Below are 13,462 nucleotides of genomic sequence, written 5' to 3' on the forward strand. Positions count from 1 at the left end.
ACAATGACCTTGCGCCCGACAGGCTGCAACCCGGTTCAGGCGCTGATCTGCTCGATCAGAGGGATTTTTGCCGGGGTTTTAGTAGCCGAAAACCGCACGATTGTCGCGCCATTGTGAACCGGAATGATTGTGCATTCCACAAGGATGCCGGATTTTAATTGAATGTCAGCTGACCATTCAGCCCGGTCGTCGCGTGTTTCGACAAAATCCCGGATTTCACCCAAGATCGGGGTCGCGTAACACTGATCCTGCCAGCGCCGCATTACGTCTGTGGCTGTGTCCGTCTGAAACCCGGTCTCTTCCGTGCCACCCCAAAGCCTTTGATAAGCATAATTTGTAAAAGCGAGGGTACCGTCGTCGGCAAAAACGGCAATTGCATCTGCAAGCTTGTCGAAAATGGATTGCATAAGATCCATTTCAGACCGAAAGCGGCGCGTCAGGGTGATTTCGGCGGTAATATCCTCGAACAAAAACGCCACTGCTCCATCCGGGTGGGGTCGACCGCTGACGGAATAAACCGATCCCGATGGAAGTGACCATGTCTCGTGATAGTTTCCGTCTTCTGCCGCTTCGAGAAGATCATTCATCTGTCGCCGCCAACTGCGATAGTTTTTGGGTTCCGGCATCATATGTTGATCCCGCAGGCGGTCAAAAAAGCTGCTTAAGCTAGGACGGCAGCTCAGGAAATCGGGTGGAAGAGTGGTCAGGTCGATCAAAGCGGGATTAAAAAGTGCAAGCTGCCGATTGCGATCAAAGATGGCCAAACCGATCGAAAGTTGAGCAAAGGTCTTGGTCATGGTCTGAACGAATTTACGCTGTGCGGTTTCCGCTTCGACTATTGCGTTAATGTCTACGGCATAACAAAGGTGGCCGGGCTCCTGCTCAATCTGGGTCAGGTCGAACCAAAGCTTGTTGCTGCTGCCTGAAACACCGACCGAAACTCTGGTTCTTCCGACGGATCGTTCTTCAGGGGCAGAGGGAAACAGGGGGACGGTCAGATCGGTGTCCTGATCTCGCGTTTTTCGGACAAGCGAAACATAGGCGGCGTTGCACCATTGCACCCGATTGTTTTGATCCAACAGCCACACAGGGTATGGGGCTTGATCCATGGCCAGCCGGGTCGGGTTGTTCAGAGCACCTGACACTTCGGGCTTTTTCTCGGTAGATTCACGTAGCCGAACGCGGACAATTCCGTCAATCCACTCGCACAGAACATCACGTTCAAACGTGCAGTCGATTGGAGAGACCACAACATACCCACTGTCGCGCACGGTATCCGGAGATTCCGGAAAAGTCGGGAAATCCCTTTGCAGCAATCGGCGCAAATCTGGCCAGTTTCTCACGTGTTCGAAACCCGCAAGCGCAATGTCGGAATGGCTGATCAGCCGTTCTCCGTCGAACAGAAACACCGCATCGAACAGAGAGGTAGTCGAAAACAGCCCATACGACTGATCCCTGTACGCCCGGCGCGGCACAAGCCACAGAACGGCAAAACAGCCCGAGACGATGCTGATTGCGCCCAGAATCATCCAATCGGCCATCATTATCCCCAAAGCAGATTCCAACCCGGTCTGACTATGGGTGTGTTTGGTTAACGGTCTCTTAACTTACACCTGGATACGTTCGTTCAAACCCGAAGGGACGGGTGTGTCACCTTTTTGCGCGTCGATCAGTTTGCGGGGCCACGACACTTTGACAATAGCCCCCTTGCGCGCCGGGTCGTCAGTCAGGTTTTGATAAGGATCCGCGCCGTTGGCGAATTCCAACTCGGCACCGCTGCGCTCCAATAAGGTTTTGGCGATGAACAGGCCAAGGCCCATGCCTTCGTATTCAGGCCGGGCTTTCTTGTCGGCGTCAGCGCGCCTGCGCCGCATAAAAGGATCACCGATGCGTCCGATCATGTGTGACGGATACCCTCGACCGTCGTCCATGATGCTGACTGTGATCACTGTGTCGGTCCACTCGGCCTCGACCCAGACATTGGCTCGGGCAAAATCCACTGCATTCTGGATCAGGTTGCGCAACCCGTGAATGATTTCGGGTTTTCGCAGGATTGACGGCTGCTGCACATCGCCGTCCAACGCCGGCCCTTCCGAGAAATGAACCTCTTTTCCGCGCCCCACATGTGGCTCGGCCGCCTCGTTCACCACGGTTGACAGTGGCGCCTGTCGCAAATGAAGGTCGTCTTTGCCGGCTCGGCCCATATCCCGCAGAATATCGCGGCACCGATCGGCCTGCTCGCGGATCAATGCGGCGTCTTCCTTCAAGTCCGGGTGATCGTCCAGTTCTTCGATCAGTTCCGCGCTGGTCAGTTTGATTGTTGCCAGAGGTGTCCCCAGCTCATGCGCGGCAGCCGCAACAACGCCACCCAGATCGGTCAGCTTCTGTTCGCGCGCCAATGCCATATGCGTTGCGGCCAATGCCTCGGACATGGATTGAACTTCCGAGCTGACGCGGTGGGAATAGGCGCCGATAAACACAATAGCGATGACAATCGCGGCCCAGTTTCCGAACAGCAGAATATCTGGGATATCCAGAACAAGTCCCAGACTGGTGCGTAGAGGCAGGTGGAACTCGGCCAGCAGGGTTGTCAGAACAATCGCCACGGCCCCAACTATCAGGGTCGATCGGGTGCTCATAACATTGGCGGAAATTGTAACCGGCCCTAACAGAAGCAGTGCAAACGGGTTGTTCAACCCCCCCGTCAGATACAGCAATATCGACAGTTGCAGCAGGTCGAAAAGAACCATTAAGAAGTTTTCGAACTCGGTCAGGCGCTTGTTTTGTGGGAACAACAGGATGGCTGTCAGGTTGCCCATGACGGAAATGCCAATGGCCAGATAACACAGGCCCAGTTGCAGTTGCACATCATAATATTGCTGGGCAACGGTGATGGCTGTGAACTGGCCAATGATGGCCACCCATCGCAACAGGATAAGGGTGCGCAGGCGAATCCAGCTGCTGCGTTCCTGGCCGCGCCAAAAGGTCTGGTTGGATTCTGCCATTGGTTCCTTATGTCCTGTTGCATAGGCTGATCATCTTGATAGGTGTCCCGGCCGAAACGTTCAACAACCCCTTGCGACCGGAAAACTGAAATGACCCGTCTATACGCAATTCTTGCAGCTGTTGTGTTGGCAATTGGCCTTGGGGCCATGTGGCTTCTGACGCGTGGTAGCGGTTCTGATGACCAGTTCGCGCAATGCCGGTCCAGTCAGATCGCCGGAGGCGCGGCGGCCATCGGCGGGCCCTTTGAGCTGGTTAATGGCAAGGGTGAGACTGTCACTGACGCAGATGTGATCACCGAACCTACGCTGGTTTATTTTGGCTATACGTTCTGCCCGGATGTCTGCCCCTTCGACATGTCGCGCAATGCAGAGGCCGTGGATATTCTGGCCGAACGGGGTTATTCCGCAACGCCGCTGTTCATTTCAATCGACCCCGAACGCGACACGCCAGAGGTTGTGGATGACTATGCCTTTAATCTGGGCGGCAAGACCATCGCGCTTACCGGCTCGCCCGAGCAAGTGAAGGCGGCCAGCAAGGCCTACAAGACCTATTACAAGGCGCATGACAAAAGCGACGAGTATTATCTTGTCGATCACTCCACTTTTACCTATCTGGTCACGCCCGAACATGGTTTTCTTGAGTTTTTCAAGCGCGATGACACGGCCGAGCAGATGGCGGACAAAGTTGGGTGCTTTCTGGATCAGGCCGCATCGTAACAAGGTTGTTTGACCTTTGTTCGCGCGCTGCTATTACTCATACCCAAGCCAAAGGCATGAAATAGCAGAAAGACCCAAATATGGCAGACAGTTCTCAGCTTGATATCGGCCCTGACAAATCCCTGCTTCTGGTAGATGATGACGAGCCGTTTCTGAGACGTTTGGCCAAGGCCATGGAAAAGCGTGGCTTTGAGGTCGAAACCGCGGGTTCCGTTGCAGCAGGACGCGCGATTTCAACCGCGCGTCCTCCGGCTTATGCCGTTGTTGATCTTCGGCTCGAGGATGGCAACGGGCTGGATGTGGTCGAAGTGCTGCGCGAAAAGCGCCCCGATAGCCGGGTTGTGGTCCTGACCGGGTATGGCGCCATCGCCACCGCCGTGGCCGCTGTGAAAATCGGCGCGACGGACTACCTTTCAAAACCTGCCGACGCGACTGACATCACAAACGCGCTGCTGGCCAAGGGCGACGAACTGCCTCCGCCCCCTGAAAACCCCATGAGCGCCGATCGCGTGCGGTGGGAACATATCCAGCGGGTCTACGAGTTGTGCGACCGGAATGTCTCTGAAACCGCTCGGCGGTTGAACATGCACCGCCGGACTTTGCAGCGGATTTTGGCGAAACGCAGCCCGCGGTAAGATATTCTGGTATTGCGACAAAGATCGCGACCCAAACTAAAAGAAAGACAGTCCAGCCACGGCTAATTTGACTGGCATTAAACTGCCTGCACCATTACTTTTCGTCGTTCGGATTGCTGATTATAGCTGCGCAAGCAGGTCTTCATGCCGCGCGGTATAGGCTTGCCGCACCTCAATCGGAGGTCTCAGCGTAATCTGCAACCCCTCCATCACCGCCCGATCCGGGCGGCCAAAGAACTTCGTTGCCTCGGCCTCGGAAAACCCAGCGATTTGGGTTGCCTCCATCCAGGCGCTGATCTTGTCGGCCTTCTTGATTTGACGTTTTACGGTCTTCGGCACCTCGGCGGGCAGACCGAACCGGATATGAATGGCGGCCGCCAACCGATCATCCAGCGCGCCATAGTCGGGGCCAACAGCGGATTTGACGGGTGAGATCATGTCGCCGATCACATATTCCGGTGCGTCATGTAACAGCGCCGCCAGCCGCCATTTTATCGGTGCATTTGGGGCAATCCGGCCAAAAATTTCTTCGACCAGCAGGGAATGTTCGGCCACGGAATAGGCAAAGTCGCCGTTCGTCTGGCCGTTCCAACGGGCGACAAAGGCCAATCCATGCGCAATATCTTCGATCTCGATATCTACCGGGGTTGGGTCCAAAAGGTCCAGCCTGCGGCCTGACAGCATCCTCTGCCATGCTCGGGGTTGTGTTGCCATTTTGCCATGCCTTGTGAAGTCGGACACATAAAAATCGTATTTTGTGGTATGATTTACCTGTCAGGATCACTTGCTGCCAACGTTTTCTTGAGCATTCGTGCTTTGAAACAACATCATCCGATCCCGACATAAAAACCGAGGGGGGCACACGCTTCTCCCGGTGTGCTCCTCTCACAAGCGAAACGCGAAACGAAAGGAGTTTGCCATGTTCAAGCGTTTGTTCGCCCTTGCACTGACTTTTGGAATGGCTGCCACAGCCCCACCGGCCTTTGCCAAGAATTGCGCTGAGCGCGACGATATTATCGCCAAATTGCAGGAAAACTACGCCGAGGAATTGGCCTTTGGTGGTCTGCAAAAGACACGCGGGGCGCATTCGGTGATGGAGGTTTGGACCTCTAAGGAAACTGGTAGCTATACCGTTTTGGTCACCAATGCGAATGGAATCAGTTGCATTGTTGCCGTTGGCACTGATTTTTTTGAAGCGATACCAAAGATTAAAATTGAAGGAATCCCAAGCTGACAAAGACTTACATCTTTTGGTTGGAAGTCGTCTACATTGCCTCCTGCCCCAAGGAATGCTAGGGCAGCCGGGACTAAGATTAACCGGAAAATGGAGCGCCTGATGGCCGGGGACTATATCGTTAAGGACATTTCACTGGCCGGGTTCGGCCGTAAGGAATTGGACATTGCCGAAACCGAAATGCCGGGCCTGATGTCCCTGCGCGCGGAATACGGTGAAAGCAAGCCGCTCAAAGGTGCGCGCATCGTTGGATCGCTGCACATGACCATCCAGACGGGTGTACTGATCGAAACACTGGTCGCGCTGGGTGCGGATGTGCGTTGGGCGTCATGCAATATTTTCTCAACCCAGGACCACGCAGCGGCAGCGATTGCCGAAGCCGGTGTTCCGGTCTTCGCTATCAAGGGTCAGACGCTGGAAGAGCATTGGGATTATCTGGACAAGTCCTTCCTGTTCGAAGACGGCCCGAACATGATCCTGGACGATGGCGGCGACGCGACACTGTATATCCTGCTGGGCGCTCGCGCCGAAGCGGGTGAGGACATTATCCCGGTCCCGGGCTCTGAAGAGGAAGAAGTGATCAAGAAGCAGATCGCTAAGCGCATGGAAGCATCGCCGGGTTGGTTCACCAAGATGCGCGACCAAATTCAGGGTGTGTCCGAGGAAACCACGACTGGTGTGAACCGCCTGTATCAGCTGGTGAAAGACGGCCACCTGCCGTTCCCGGCGATCAACGTGAACGACTCGGTCACCAAGTCGAAATTTGACAACAAATACGGCTGTAAGGAATCGCTGGTCGATGGCATTCGCCGCGCCACCGACACCATGATGGCCGGTAAGGTTGCCGTGGTTTGTGGCTATGGCGACGTGGGCAAAGGCTCGGCCGCTTCGCTGCGCGGCGCCGGTGCCCGCGTGAAAGTGACCGAAGTTGACCCGATCTGCGCCTTGCAAGCGGCGATGGACGGTTTCGAAGTCACCCTGTTGGAAGATGAAGTCGCGTCGGCGGATATCTTTATCACAACTACTGGCAACAAGGACGTTATCCGTATCGAGCATATGCGCGCGATGAAGGACATGGCCATCGTTGGCAACATTGGTCACTTCGACAACGAAATCCAGGTCGCCAGCCTGAAGAACCACAAATGGACCAACATCAAGGAACAGGTGGACATGATCGAGATGCCCTCGGGCAACCGCATCATCCTGCTGTCCGAAGGCCGTCTGCTGAACCTCGGCAACGCCACCGGGCACCCCTCGTTCGTGATGTCGGCATCCTTCACCAACCAGGTTCTGGCGCAGATCGAGCTGTTCACCAAAGGCGACCAGTACCAAAACGAGGTCTACATCCTGCCCAAGCATCTGGATGAGAAAGTGGCTCGCCTGCACCTCGACCGCATCGGCGTGAAGCTGACCCAGATGGACGCCGATCAGGCCGCCTATATCGGCGTGAAGCCGGAAGGTCCCTACAAGCCGGAACACTACCGCTACTAAGTGCTGTCTGACGATGACGCAGACTTCTAGACGCCGCCGGTTTTTGTACTCGGCGGCGTCTTTCTTTTTCAGGCTGGCGGTCGTAGTGATCCTGCTGGGCGGTGGGGGATGGTGGCTGCTGGCGCATCCCAATAAGCCGGTTCCTTCTTATTGGAATCCGTTGCGCGATCTGAAAATCAGCGCGCCGGTGACGCCGGTCACAAAATGGCAGTTGAACCGCGCGCTGGCAAATGAGGCGCAGTGCAGGGCTGCTTTGGCAGAGGCAGGTGTGCAATTCCCAGCAATGCAGGACCTGATTGTCGATCAGAATTGCGGCATCAGCGGTCGGGGTTTGCTGTCGCAACTGGTGACGGCTCGGATGGAGCCTGTGGAAACGAGTTGCACCACCACGTTGCGTCTGGCCATGTGGGAAAACCACGTTGTGCAACCCGCCGCGCAGGATCTACTTGGGACCGAAATTACCCGATTGCGCCACATCGGCAGTTACAATTGCCGTCCTATGCGCACAGCGCAGGGCGAAAACAGCGGGTGGAGCAGCCACGCGCGCGCAGACTCGATTGATGTTATCGGGCTGGATACTGCCGATGGTCGGACGCTGACCTTACTGGCTGACTGGCAACGTAATGAACCAGAGGCAGCGTTTCTGAGACAAATCTGGCGTGGCGCCTGCGATTGGTTCCGCGTAGTTCTTGGCCCTGATTTCAATCGTTTGCATGCCGATCACTTTCACTTGCAAGGACCGGGTTGGGGATACTGTCGTTAGATTGTTTAGAAGCCTTCATCCCAAATTTGACCAAGGGGGAGAAATCGCGAATTTTTTTCCTTTTGGAATACACACGGGCGCGGCTAGTCTTCCGGCCATCGGTGATAAGGGCCGAATTAACGCATTAAGGAGATTGGGATATGGGCAAGCGCGACGAATTGATCGCCAAATACGCAGAAGACCTGAAGGACAAATGTGGGATGGATCCCGATATGGACCTTTTAACCAAGGTTACGATCGGTTGTGGTCCGGCGATCTATGACGCAGATGCGGCAACTGTTGCAGCCAGCCAAGAGTCCGAACTGGAAACCGTCAAGAACAACTTCCTGATCAAAAAGCTGGGTCTGGCCGATGGGCCTGAATTGATGGAAGGGATCAATAAAGCCATGGAAACCTATGGCATGTCCGAGCGTAACAAATACCGCGCTGTGGTCTATTACATGCTGACCAAGCATTTCCGTAAAGAGTCTGTTTACAGCTGATCATCGCGCAAAGTCATTCTGCGCCCGTCGACTAATGACGGGCGTTTTGTTTTTGAATTGAAGTTTAGGGACTTGGTATTTGAAACCATGGTCATGGTTGGGTTAAGTTTAAACCGTGACCAGGACGGTCAGAACCAGACATTTCCATACGCGTGTGGTGAGTAGGGAGCACGCGGGGGTAGGGAAGGTTCTGCATGGTCAGAACCTTCCCTTATTTGTTATCTAAGCTCATTCAGAATGCGTTCTATAAAGTTGTCGAAACTGTTGGGTTGATTGTCTGAAGTGCGGTTTGCACCTCCGCCTGCGCCAGCAAGATAGACCTCAATGCGCCCAGGGCGTGTTTTGCTGCCAGAACCTGTGAAGTCCCGCGCAATACCACCCAAAGCCTTGGCAGCAAGGTCGGCGTTTTCAGCGTCTGCAGGGTGATAATACCGCACCTGAGTTTCTCTGATCCGATAGCCTACACGCGCGGTCGCAACCACATTCGCTTGGCTTTCGTTCAAAAGTTCGAATGCCCGGTCGCTGGTGTCTTGTGATACCCGTGCCGGAACGAACAGTGACACTTCAAGGTCGATCGAAGGTTTAGAGGGTTGAAGTGGTTTTACCTCAGAGTAATTCGGAGTCGCTGATTGCGTGATCTCTTTGGGCAATGGGTCGAAGACTGCCTGTGTCGGCTGTAAAGAACTACGCTTGTTCAGCAGGCTGGAAGCGGGATTTTGCGGCGCAACGGGAACTGAAAATGATACTGGTTTGGCAAGCGTTTCCGGAGCCTCCAAAACAGGTTCAAGTAAGGAGGGAAGAAACACAATCGGCGGGGCAAGTGATGCTTCGGTTTCTTGCGGTGGTGTTTCATCAATATCAATGGAAGGGGTAACTGGCTTTTTCTCAAGAATCGGAGCTTGGATTTCTTCCTCAAGCACGGGCGCAGCCGGATCCTCAGGAATTTGCTCGATCGCTGCAGATGTAGGCGAAAGTGTTTCGTCCAATGCAGGTTCGTCGATAGGATCATTCGATTGCACAACAGAGTTTTCTGGCGTGGACTGTCGTGTTTCAATCACCTTTGTTCCGGCCCAATGCAGCAAAGCCCCACAAAACAGAGCCGCCAAAATTATAGGGATTCGGCTTTTCGAAGGCGGTTTGCTGACAGGTTCGTTCAGGTGGAGTGAGCGTACCCGTTCGGACACGATCTCGTCGATCTCAGTGTCATCTGTTGGCGGTAGCAGGTCTGTCTCAGTTGGTTTCAAGCGCGGTGGTTCGCGCGCTTCGACCTTTCCATCAGCCAGCGCGTTTGCACGCTTTTCGCGCGCCTCTTTCAGGCGCGCTTCCCAGGTTTTTGTGTTCTTCGCAGCGACGGCGTCTTCGAGAATCCCACTGCCGCCTTTAACGTCAGACATGGGGTCACACTTTCAAGAAAGACCGAATTTTATTCGAACACCACCAAGCGTCTGCGGTTGTAAAAACCGCAGATGGCAAGCCCCCACCCGGCGAAGCCCAGAGAAACATAGCATTTTGTCGAGCGCTTGAGAAGTTTTACGCCAGACACAGGTTTACACGTCAATCAGGCTGCGTATCGCCCAGTGCGCAAATCACCTTCCATTCGTATTCAGTCACCGGCTGCACCGACAAGCGCGAGTTCTTGACCAGCACCATTTCAGCCAGACGTTCGTCCGCCTTGATCTGGTCCAGCGTCACCGGTTTGGCAAAGGGCCGAACTGCCTTGATATCCACGCATTCCCACCGTTCATCGTCAGTGGTGCTGTCGGCATGCGCCTCAGCGCAAACCTCGACGATTCCCACCACCGATTTGTCCTTTTGCGAATGGTAGAAGAACCCCCAATCTCCGATGGCCATCTGCCGCATAAAATTGCGCGCCTGATAGTTGCGCACGCCATCCCACTCTTCGCCTGCGTCCTCCTTGGCGATTTGTTGGTCCCAGCTCCAGGTTGAGGGTTCGGACTTGAACAGCCAATATGCCATCAGCCAATCACTTTTTTCCATGGAATCAGGTCAACGGATTGGAACAACCCTGCTTTGGCGTAAGGGTCGTTGTCGGCCCATGTTTGTGCAGCAGCCAAATCTTTGACATCCAGAATTACCAGTGAGCCGATCATGGCATCGCCATCCAGCAGAGGGCCAGCCTGCGCCACAACACCTGTTTCCTCGATATACGCCAGATGCGCGCTGCGATTGTCCAGCCGGGTTTGCAGGGCACCGGGTTTGTCTTTGGCGATGAGAGCGATCAGCATGTTATTCCTCCTTAAGGGGTCGATTGAGTAGGGTTTGAATGGCCTCAGGTACACTGTAAGCACCGCGACTCAGGTCCGCCACAGTGGTACTGATGGGCATGTCCAAGCCTTCTTTGCTTGCGATGTCGGACAAGGCGCAGGCAGTCGCGACACCTTCGACTGTCGTCTGGCTGTCAAAGCGCTGATTTCGACCCAAACTAAGGCCAAAACGATAATTTCGGGACAGATCGGATGAGCAGGTCAGCACCAGATCACCCAGCCCGGACAGGCCCATCAGCGTATCTGGTCGCGCCCCGCGCGCTGTGGCGAAACGCTGCATTTCGACAAATCCGCGTGTCAGCAAAGCCGCCCGCGCACTGTCACCCAACCCGGCACCCATCGTTGCGCCACATGCGATGGCCATGACATTCTTCAATGCCCCGCCCAGCTCGGCCCCAACCGTGTCGGTCGTGCGATAAAGACGAAGATTTGTCGTTGTTAGCTCGGCTTGCAGCGATTTGCCGATCTGGGCATCTGCACATGCCAGTGTCAGCGCTGTTGGCAGGCCGCGTGCGATGTCGTCTGCAAAGCTGGGCCCGGTCAGCAGTGCGACGTCGGCGGACGGCACAACACTTTCAATCACGGCTATCGGACCGAGGCCCGAGGACAGTTCAATCCCTTTGCAGCAGGCGACCAGCGTTTTGCCCTGCAGCAAGGGCGCATGAGACGTCAAAGCCTGTCGCAGTTTCTGCATTGGAACAGCCAGAAGAAGCGTATCTGCTGTGCAAGCTTCCTTGATGTCTGCCGTAGCGGCAATGCTTGGCGGCAGGGTTACACCGGGCAGGCGGGTCTCGTTTCTTCGCGACATTTGCATTTGTTGCGCCTGCTCCGCATCCCGCGCCCACAACGTCACCGGCCCGTTGCCCGCCAGCGAGATCGCCAGCGCGGTTCCGAATGCGCCAGAGCCCAGGACAGAAACGCTCATGCCTTGGCTCCTTTCCTACCGCTGCCCAGCATTGCAGGGCTGCGTTGATCCAGTGGCCACCGGGGACGTGCGGTCAGGTCTAGGCCGTCGCGTGAGCCGGCGCGAAACCGTTCGAGCCCCACATAGGCGATCATGGCGGCGTTGTCCGTACACAGCGGAAGCGGGGGGGCCGTGAATCTCGTACCCTTTTCGGCGCAAACAGTCTCTAACGCGGTACGAATGGCCGAATTTGCCGCCACGCCCCCTGCAACGGCGATGACGGGTTCGGAAGGGTTGAGGGCCAGATACTGGTCCATCGCGCGTCGGGTTTTCTCGGCCAAGGTGTCCACAATCGCCTGTTGGAATCCGGCGCATAAATCCGCGCGGTCCTGACGGGTCAACCCACCCTTTTCCGCGACGATTTGGTCGCGCATCCGCATCAAAGCCGTTTTCAAACCCGAGAAAGAGAGATCACAGCCGGGCCTGTCCAGCAGCGGCCGGGGAAAGCGAAAGCGTTTCGGGTCACCTGTGTGGGCTTCAGCTTCGACCGACGGGCCGCCCGGTTGCGGCAGGCCTAGCAAACGCGCGGTTTTGTCAAAGGCTTCTCCGGGTGCGTCATCAATTGTGCTGCCAAGACGGGTGAACTGTTCTGGCCCGTGGGCGATCAGGTACTGGCAATGGCCGCCCGAGACCAAAAGCATCAGGTAGGGAAAGCTGATCCCGTCTGTCAGGCGCGGTGTCAGCGCGTGCCCGGCAAGGTGATTGACGCCGATCAGGGGCAAGCCGGTGGCGGCGCTCAGCCCCTTGGCACACATGACGCCGGACATGACGCCACCGATCAGGCCAGGGCCGGCAGTGACGGCGATGGCGTCCATGTCACGCAGACCAAGGTCGGCGGCCTCTAGCGCTTGTTTAACGCAGATGTCCAGCTTTTCCGCGTGTGCCCGCGCAGCGATTTCGGGCACAACACCACCATAAGCACTGTGCAACTCGGTTTGGCCATGCACCACCGATGACAGGATTTCAGCATCCGCACCTTCGGTTTGGCGCACAACAGCAGCAGCCGTGTCATCACAGCTGCTTTCCAATCCCAGCACGGTAAGTGTTTGCACCATCACCCTGATCCGTTGCATCATGTTACCAACGGCGGGGTATCACCCTGCGCGGATGCAAACAATCCTCAAGGGCCAAGGCGCCAAACGTTGTATTTGTTGATGACCCGCCCGCGCGCAGCCTCGAAACGGTTTGTCGCGCAGTTGCCGACCCGCACCAGGTCCCGGGTTCAGGTCATCTATTCCCCGATTCTCGAAATTCGCCCACTGCCCGCTGCGGTTGATACCGTAGGTTTGCAGGGTGTGATCTTTACCTCGGCCAATGCGGTGAACGCGGCGGCTTCAATGGGTGTCGACCGCGATTTGCCCGCCTATTGCGTTGGCCCCGCGACGACCGGGACAGCCAAGGGCTATGGCTGGCAGGCCGAGATGGCAGGCACCACAGCCGAAGAGCTTGTGGGGCATCTGTTGAAACATCGACCCCAAAGCCCTTTGTTGCATTTGCGTGGCGAACATACACGAGGCAACATCGCGGGGCGGCTCACCGAATCCGGCCTGACGGTACGCGAACAGCCGGTTTATCAACAGATTCTGTTGCCGCTAACATCCGAGGCGACCCAAGCCGCGAACGACGATTTGCCGATAATCGCCCCACTTTTTTCGCCTCGAACGGCGCGACATTTTGCCGATATTTGGTCGGGCTCGGCTCCGCTTTGGCTGGCCGCAATCAGCCGCGCGACGGCTGATCCCCTTTATTCCTTGGACTATACGCACCTGAAGATCGCCAAAGCGCCGACACCCAAGAAAATGCGTAAGGCGGTTAAAAAGCTTGTAAAACATGTGTTGCGGGTTGAGAGAGACGAGGTCCCCGATTAACTTAGCTTGGGCTGTTAT

At 55.9% G+C, this 13,462-nt stretch carries 15 protein-coding genes; 7 read left to right on the forward strand and 8 right to left on the reverse strand.

The features are described from left to right. Positions 1-35: 35 nt before the first annotated feature. A complete protein-coding gene (locus tag GOV85_RS12855; RefSeq protein WP_171178758.1) occupies positions 36-1,541 on the reverse strand; it encodes a PAS-domain containing protein in 1,506 nt (501 codons plus the stop codon). 66 nt (positions 1,542-1,607) lie between these two features. Further along, entirely contained in the window at positions 1,608-3,005 is a 1,398-nt protein-coding gene (gene regB / locus GOV85_RS12860) for a sensor histidine kinase RegB (protein WP_171178767.1), read from the reverse strand. 90 nt (positions 3,006-3,095) lie between these two features. On the opposite strand from regB, the gene GOV85_RS12865 reads away from it, so the two are divergent. Both GOV85_RS12865 and GOV85_RS12870 read left to right on the forward strand, forming a co-directional pair. Continuing rightward, positions 3,096-3,722 carry an SCO family protein gene (locus tag GOV85_RS12865; RefSeq protein WP_171178769.1) on the forward strand — a complete coding sequence of 209 codons (627 nt, stop codon included), beginning with the start codon at positions 3,096-3,098 and terminating at the stop codon, positions 3,720-3,722. 80 nt (positions 3,723-3,802) lie between these two features. Beyond that, a complete protein-coding gene (locus tag GOV85_RS12870) occupies positions 3,803-4,357 on the forward strand; it encodes an ActR/PrrA/RegA family redox response regulator transcription factor (protein WP_050604676.1) in 555 nt (184 codons plus the stop codon). Positions 4,358-4,477: 120 nt separating this feature from the next. On the opposite strand, the gene GOV85_RS12875 is transcribed toward GOV85_RS12870, so the two are convergent. Next, positions 4,478-5,071 (reverse strand): HD domain-containing protein, encoded by a 594-nt coding sequence (locus GOV85_RS12875; RefSeq protein WP_171178772.1) that lies wholly within the window; start codon positions 5,069-5,071, stop codon positions 4,478-4,480. Between the two features lie 205 nt (positions 5,072-5,276). Here GOV85_RS12875 and GOV85_RS12880 point away from each other — a divergent pair, with 205 nt between their 5' ends. The 4 genes from GOV85_RS12880 to GOV85_RS12895 all read left to right on the forward strand — a co-directional run bounded on the left by GOV85_RS12880 (position 5,277) and on the right by GOV85_RS12895 (position 8,327). Beyond that, a complete protein-coding gene (locus tag GOV85_RS12880) occupies positions 5,277-5,591 on the forward strand; it encodes a hypothetical protein (protein ID WP_171178774.1) in 315 nt (104 codons plus the stop codon). A gap of 102 nt (positions 5,592-5,693) precedes the next feature. After that, positions 5,694-7,082 (forward strand): adenosylhomocysteinase, encoded by a 1,389-nt coding sequence (ahcY, locus tag GOV85_RS12885; RefSeq protein ID WP_171178776.1) that lies wholly within the window; start codon positions 5,694-5,696, stop codon positions 7,080-7,082. Between the two features lie 13 nt (positions 7,083-7,095). Then, the gene (locus GOV85_RS12890) at positions 7,096-7,845 is read left to right on the forward strand and encodes an extensin family protein (protein WP_171178777.1); all 750 of its coding nucleotides are present in this window, start codon (positions 7,096-7,098) and stop codon (positions 7,843-7,845) included. 140 nt (positions 7,846-7,985) lie between these two features. Beyond that, positions 7,986-8,327, forward strand: a complete 342-nt coding sequence (locus GOV85_RS12895; RefSeq protein WP_171178779.1) for a DUF2853 family protein — start codon at positions 7,986-7,988, stop codon at positions 8,325-8,327. A 218-nt stretch (positions 8,328-8,545) separates the two neighbouring features. On the opposite strand, the gene GOV85_RS12900 is transcribed toward GOV85_RS12895, so the two are convergent. The 5 genes from GOV85_RS12900 to tsaD all read right to left on the reverse strand — a co-directional run bounded on the left by GOV85_RS12900 (position 8,546) and on the right by tsaD (position 12,631). After that, positions 8,546-9,721 carry a hypothetical protein gene (locus tag GOV85_RS12900; protein ID WP_171178782.1) on the reverse strand — a complete coding sequence of 392 codons (1,176 nt, stop codon included), beginning with the start codon at positions 9,719-9,721 and terminating at the stop codon, positions 8,546-8,548. 160 nt (positions 9,722-9,881) lie between these two features. Continuing rightward, positions 9,882-10,304 carry an EVE domain-containing protein gene (locus tag GOV85_RS12905; RefSeq protein ID WP_171178791.1) on the reverse strand — a complete coding sequence of 141 codons (423 nt, stop codon included), beginning with the start codon at positions 10,302-10,304 and terminating at the stop codon, positions 9,882-9,884. Next, positions 10,304-10,573 (reverse strand): YciI family protein, encoded by a 270-nt coding sequence (locus tag GOV85_RS12910; protein ID WP_171178793.1) that lies wholly within the window; start codon positions 10,571-10,573, stop codon positions 10,304-10,306. Before GOV85_RS12910 ends, GOV85_RS12905 begins: the two co-directional genes overlap by 1 nt. 1 nt (position 10,574) lies before the next feature. Beyond that, positions 10,575-11,537 (reverse strand): NAD(P)H-dependent glycerol-3-phosphate dehydrogenase, encoded by a 963-nt coding sequence (locus GOV85_RS12915; RefSeq protein ID WP_171178795.1) that lies wholly within the window; start codon positions 11,535-11,537, stop codon positions 10,575-10,577. Then, positions 11,534-12,631 carry a tRNA (adenosine(37)-N6)-threonylcarbamoyltransferase complex transferase subunit TsaD gene (gene tsaD, locus GOV85_RS12920; RefSeq protein ID WP_171178797.1) on the reverse strand — a complete coding sequence of 366 codons (1,098 nt, stop codon included), beginning with the start codon at positions 12,629-12,631 and terminating at the stop codon, positions 11,534-11,536. Before tsaD ends, GOV85_RS12915 begins: the two co-directional genes overlap by 4 nt. 99 nt (positions 12,632-12,730) lie before the next feature. On the opposite strand from tsaD, the gene GOV85_RS12925 reads away from it, so the two are divergent. Continuing rightward, positions 12,731-13,444 (forward strand): uroporphyrinogen-III synthase, encoded by a 714-nt coding sequence (locus GOV85_RS12925; RefSeq protein WP_171178799.1) that lies wholly within the window; start codon positions 12,731-12,733, stop codon positions 13,442-13,444. The last annotated feature ends 18 nt before the right edge of the window (positions 13,445-13,462 follow it).

Source organism: Ruegeria sp. HKCCA4633, from assembly GCF_013034605.1.
In the GTDB taxonomy this organism is placed as follows: Bacteria; Pseudomonadota; Alphaproteobacteria; order Rhodobacterales; family Rhodobacteraceae; genus Ruegeria.